This is a genomic window from Microbacterium sp. Kw_RZR3 (assembly GCF_029222405.1).
Taxonomy (GTDB): domain Bacteria; phylum Actinomycetota; class Actinomycetes; order Actinomycetales; family Microbacteriaceae; genus Microbacterium.
Window position 1 is genome coordinate 1 of sequence record NZ_JARHXC010000007.1, and the last position, 4,530, is coordinate 4,530.

The window sequence follows — 4,530 nt, forward strand, 5'->3', positions numbered from 1 at the left end:
AAGACGACGATCTCGTTGTTCGCCGCATCGTAGACGAACTGCAGGGCGGTCCCCGCGGGGAAGTCGGTCTGCGCGCGCTCGGGGGTTTCTTCTCGGAGCAGCATCGTCATGCTCGCCGGGAAGGAACCGGCACCGCAGGTGGTCAGGAAGAACTCGCCGTCGTACGAGAACCCGCCACCACCCGCCCTGTCGAGCAGTTCCGGCTGCCACACCGTCATGCAGCGGGCAGCGCCCTCCGCGTCGAAGTACGACGGCTGGGAGATCACGCGGAAGCCCTCGAACTCCGCGAAGGCCGTGACGTTGCCCGTGATCCCCACGGTGAGCGAGCTCGGCACCTCGAAGGTCGGGTCCGGAGCCAGGCGCGCGATCTGCGTCGCTCCGGCCTGGAGGGGGTCGGTCTGCACGCGCTGCACGACGACGAGCAGCGTCGCGAGGGTCGCCAGCACGAGCGCAGCCGCTCCCAGCACGATCACCGTCGACCGGCGCAGACGCGGCAGAGTGAACCGCGGCCGCTCGGGGGCGGCATCCGAAACCTCGTCCTCGGCGGGAGCGACGTGTTCCTCGGGCAGTGTCGGAGCCCGGTCGAGCGCCTGCTCGGTCGGTATCGCCCGGGCCTCGAGCTCGATCAGACGACGGAGCGCCTCGGGGTCGGAGGCGATGTCGGCGGAAGGCGAGTACGCCCGGTGTCGCAACTGCGCGAGTTCGTCTTCTTCGTCGGTGGACATGAGCCGATTCAATCACCGGCCGGCTGCGCGAGCGGCGCACGCGGACGGACGGGCCGGTCGCGGCGCAATGTCATACTGCGACCATGGAAGCGCGGCCCCTCTTCGGCACCGCGGCCTCGCGCGTCGCGAAGACGGTGGCACCCATTCTGCTCGTCGCGCTGTGCGGGTCGTGCGCTGCCTCGCCCCCTCCTCTCCAGACGAGCGACGATCTGATCGGCGAATGGACAGCGCCGAAGAACGAGCATTCCGCCATCCTCCGTTTCGATGAAGACGGCACCGTGCGACTCGAGCATGTTCCCCGCGCGGCGGTGACAAGTGATCCCTCGCAACCGGAGCCCGTCGAGCTCGACAGGAACGACACGGTCGACCTGGACGGTGAGTGGCTCTTCTTCGACCCGACCGGCACGCGCGACAGCGGCTCCGTGTCCGTGATTCCTCACGTCCACGATCCGCGAGACGATTTCTCGGTGAACCTCCGAGCTTCCGGCCCGGGGCTGTGCCTCGAGTACGGCAACGTCGACGACGGGCAGTGCCTCCCGTTCGTGCGCGCGAGCGACGCGGGCGTCAGCGGCCCGTGAACTCCGGGCCGCGCTTCGCCTGGAACGCGGCGAAGCCCTCGCGGTAGTCCTCCGTCCGGGAGAGGGCGGCCTGCGCGCGGTTCTCGAGCGCCATCGCCTCCCACAGGCCCAGCCGCTCGTCGCGGATCGCCGTGACGATGCGCTTGCTGGCGCGGAACGCCTCGGTCGGTCCGGCCGCGGCCCGGCGGGCGGCGAGCTCGGTGGCATCCTGGACCTCGGATGCCGGAACCACCCGTGAGAAGAGCCCGGCGCGCACGGCCTCGTCGCCCGTCAGCATCCGGCCCGTGTAGATGAGGTCGAGAGTGGCGTGGGTGCCGAGGCGCTCGACGAACAGGGCGTGACCGCCGGAGTCGAGGGTCGCGCCGAGGGCGGCGAAGGGCGAGCCGATTCTCGCGTCGTCGGCGACGAAGACGACGTCGGTGGCGATGAGCAGACCGAGGCCCACGCCGAGGCACGCGCCCTGAGCGGCGGCGAATGTCGGCGCGGGAAAAGCCGCCATGCGACGCAGGAGCGGCGCGAGCGTGGCGTCGAGGTATCCGGCGACGTCGTCGGTCGCCGGGTCGACGCCGGAGATGTCGCGTCCCGCGCAGAACGACGGCCCTTCGCCGCGGAGCAGGACGGCGCGGGCGCCGTCAGCCTCGGCGCGGTCGTACGCCTCGGCGAGCGCAGTCAGCGCCTCGAGACCGAGCGCGTTGCGCCGCGCGGGCGCGTTCAGCGTGATGATTGCGAGGTCGTCGGCGAAGGAGTAATCGATCACGGCATCCTCATCCGTCGTAGTCGACGCGCACGGCGTCGGAGGTCGGGTGCGACTGGCAGGTCAGCACGTACCCGCGTTCGATCTCGTCGGGCTCGAGCGCGTAGTTCTCGGTCATCGAGACGGACCCCTCGATCACCCGAGCGCGGCACGTGCCGCACACCCCTCCCGCGCACGCGAACGGCACGTCGGGGCGGACACGCAGGGCGGCGGCGAGGATCGTCTCATTCGCGGCGACCGGGCTGTCGACATGCGCGGACTGACCGTCGAGGGTGACCTCGATGGAGCGGACGGGTTCGTCCGCGCGGACGCGCACGGGGCGCGCTCCCCCGGTCTGCGCGGGGGCGTCACCGTCACCGGCGGTGAACAGCTCGAACCGCACGCGGTCGCGCGGAACGCCCGCCTCGGCGAGCGTCTCGCGACACACCTCGACCAGGGCGAAGGGACCGCAGAGGAACCACTCGTCGACGGATGCCGGGTCGATGAGTCGCGACAGGATCAGGCGCAGCCGCTCCTCGTCGAGTCGTCCCGAGAACACCGGGGCGGCGCGCTGCTCACGCGAGAGCACGTGGTGGAGCGTGAGGCGGGACGGGTAGCGGTCCTTGAGGTCGGCGAGCTCGTCGACGAACATGACGTCGGTCGACGAGCGATTGGCGTAGACGATCGTCATGCGGCTGTCGGCGGAGCGCTCGAGGACGCCCGCGGCGAGCGCCATGATCGGGGTGATGCCCGAGCCGGCCGCGATGGCGACGACGTGCCCTGTCGAGGTCGAGGCCTTCGAGACGAAGGTGCCCTGCGGGCTCATGACCTCGATCTCGTCGCCCGGACGCAGGCCCTCGTGCGCCCACGACGAGAAGCGTCCGTCGGGGTCGCGCTTGATGCCGACACTGATCGCGCCACGAGCGGGCGGGCGGCACAGCGAATACGAGCGGCGGAGTTCCTCCCCATCGACCGTGGCGCGCAGGGCGACGTACTGACCGGGCGCGTAGTCGAAGGCGTCGGCGATCTCGTCGGGAACCGCGAACGTCACCTCGATCGCGGTCGGGGTGAGGGGCCGCACGTCCGCGACGCGCAGGGTGTGGAAGCGCGCGCGGGCGCGCGGGGCGGGTGTGGTCGAAACGCGCGAGGGCGTGGCATCCGTCATCGTCATCAGAGGGCCTTGAAGTGGTCGAAGGGCTCGAGGCAGGCGCGGCATTCCCACAGCGACTTGCACGAGGTGGAGCCGAAGCGCGAGACCTCGCGCGTGTCGAGCGAGCCGCAGCGGGGGCACGCGACGCTGAGCTTCAGTCGGATGGGGCCGGCCGGAGCACGCCCGGTCGGCGGGGCGATGCCGTACTCGGCGAGCTTGCGGCGGCCTTCGTCGCTCATCCACTCCGTGGTCCAGGCCGGGGTGAGGGTGGTCTGCACGACCGCACGGTCGAAACCGGCCGAGGTGAGGGCGAGCACGATGTCGTCACGGATCGCCTCGACCGCGGGGCATCCCGAGTACGTGGGGGTGATCGTGACGGTCACGGTGCCGCCGTCGACTCGCACATCGCGGAGCACGCCGAGGTCGTCGATCGTGAGCACCGGGACTTCGGGGTCGACCACGGCGGCGGCGACCTTGCGCGCGTACTCGGCGGTCGCGGTCACCATGTCGCCCCCGGGTGTCGGCGGGCCAGCACCTGCATCTCGGCGATCAGGGGTCCGAACGACGGGTGATGGATGCCACGGCGACCTCCGGCGGACGAGAACGGGATGCCGGGAACCTCGACGTCCTCTTCGGCGAACACCGTCGCGACGACCTCGTCGACCCGCGTGCGCAGCGTCGAGGGACGCACCGCGACCCCGTCGAGTCGGTCGTGGAGCGGTTCGTCGCGGAACAGCTCGTCGAGGTACGGCCAGGTGTCGTCGAGGGCGACGAGGAAGCGGCGCCGCGACTCGTCGGTTCCGCCGGCGAGGCGGAGTGTCCACTGCACGGCGTGGTCGCGGTGGTAGTCGACCTCCTTCTCGGCCTTCGCGGCGACGGCGGAGAGCACCGGATCGGTGGATGCTGTGAGGTCGCGGTACAGCTCGACGAGGTACGCGGATGCCAGGAGCTGGCGGACGATCGTGTGGGCGAAGTCGCCGTTCGGGAGTTCGAAGAGCCAGGCGCTGCGGAACTCCTTCTCGTCGCGCCAGTAGGCGAGGTCGTCTTCGGTCCGACCGTCGTAGCTGCCCGCGTAACGCAACAGGGAGCGGGCGTGGCCGAGCAGGTCGAGGGCGATGTTGCCGAGGGCGACGTCCTCCTCGATCTCGGGGGCGCGGGCGATCCAGCCGCAGAGGTTCTGGGCGAGGATCAGCGCGTCGTCGCCGAGGCGCAGCGCGTAGGCGGCGACGTCGGGATCCGTGGCGCGGTCCTCTCCCCCGGCGAGCTCGGCGGCGAGCTCGCGGGCGTCGAGAGAGACGTCGCCGTGCGGGTCGGTGGCTTCGACAGGCTCAGCCACCTGGGCCG

6 protein-coding genes are annotated in these 4,530 nt (G+C 71.0%); 1 reads left to right on the plus strand and 5 read right to left on the minus strand.

Going from position 1 to position 4,530, the window contains the following annotated elements; translation table 11 throughout:
* The coding region (locus tag P2P98_RS00215) for a hypothetical protein (protein WP_275796042.1) at positions 1–725 on the minus strand (725 nt) is incomplete at its 3' end.
* An 83-nt stretch (positions 726–808) separates the two neighbouring features.
* On the opposite strand from P2P98_RS00215, the gene P2P98_RS00220 reads away from it, so the two are divergent.
* The gene (locus tag P2P98_RS00220) at positions 809–1,303 is read left to right on the plus strand and encodes a hypothetical protein (protein WP_275796044.1); all 495 of its coding nucleotides are present in this window, start codon (positions 809–811) and stop codon (positions 1,301–1,303) included.
* On the opposite strand, the gene P2P98_RS00225 is transcribed toward P2P98_RS00220, so the two are convergent.
* From P2P98_RS00225 to paaC, 4 genes are read right to left on the minus strand one after another with little or no spacing between them, the layout of a single operon-like run.
* Complete coding sequence (locus P2P98_RS00225) at positions 1,290–2,060, minus strand: enoyl-CoA hydratase-related protein (protein WP_275796046.1); 771 nt, start codon at positions 2,058–2,060, stop codon at positions 1,290–1,292. The genes P2P98_RS00220 and P2P98_RS00225 overlap by 14 nt on opposite strands.
* A 7-nt stretch (positions 2,061–2,067) precedes the next feature.
* Entirely contained in the window at positions 2,068–3,207 is a 1,140-nt protein-coding gene (paaE, locus tag P2P98_RS00230) for a 1,2-phenylacetyl-CoA epoxidase subunit PaaE (protein WP_275796048.1), read from the minus strand.
* Positions 3,207–3,692, minus strand: a complete 486-nt coding sequence (paaD, locus tag P2P98_RS00235; RefSeq protein WP_275796050.1) for a 1,2-phenylacetyl-CoA epoxidase subunit PaaD — start codon at positions 3,690–3,692, stop codon at positions 3,207–3,209. The genes paaE and paaD overlap by 1 nt, the downstream gene beginning before the upstream one ends.
* Positions 3,686–4,522 carry a 1,2-phenylacetyl-CoA epoxidase subunit PaaC gene (gene paaC, locus P2P98_RS00240; protein WP_275796052.1) on the minus strand — a complete coding sequence of 279 codons (837 nt, stop codon included), beginning with the start codon at positions 4,520–4,522 and terminating at the stop codon, positions 3,686–3,688. Before paaC ends, paaD begins: the two co-directional genes overlap by 7 nt.
* Positions 4,523–4,530: the final 8 nt, after the last annotated feature.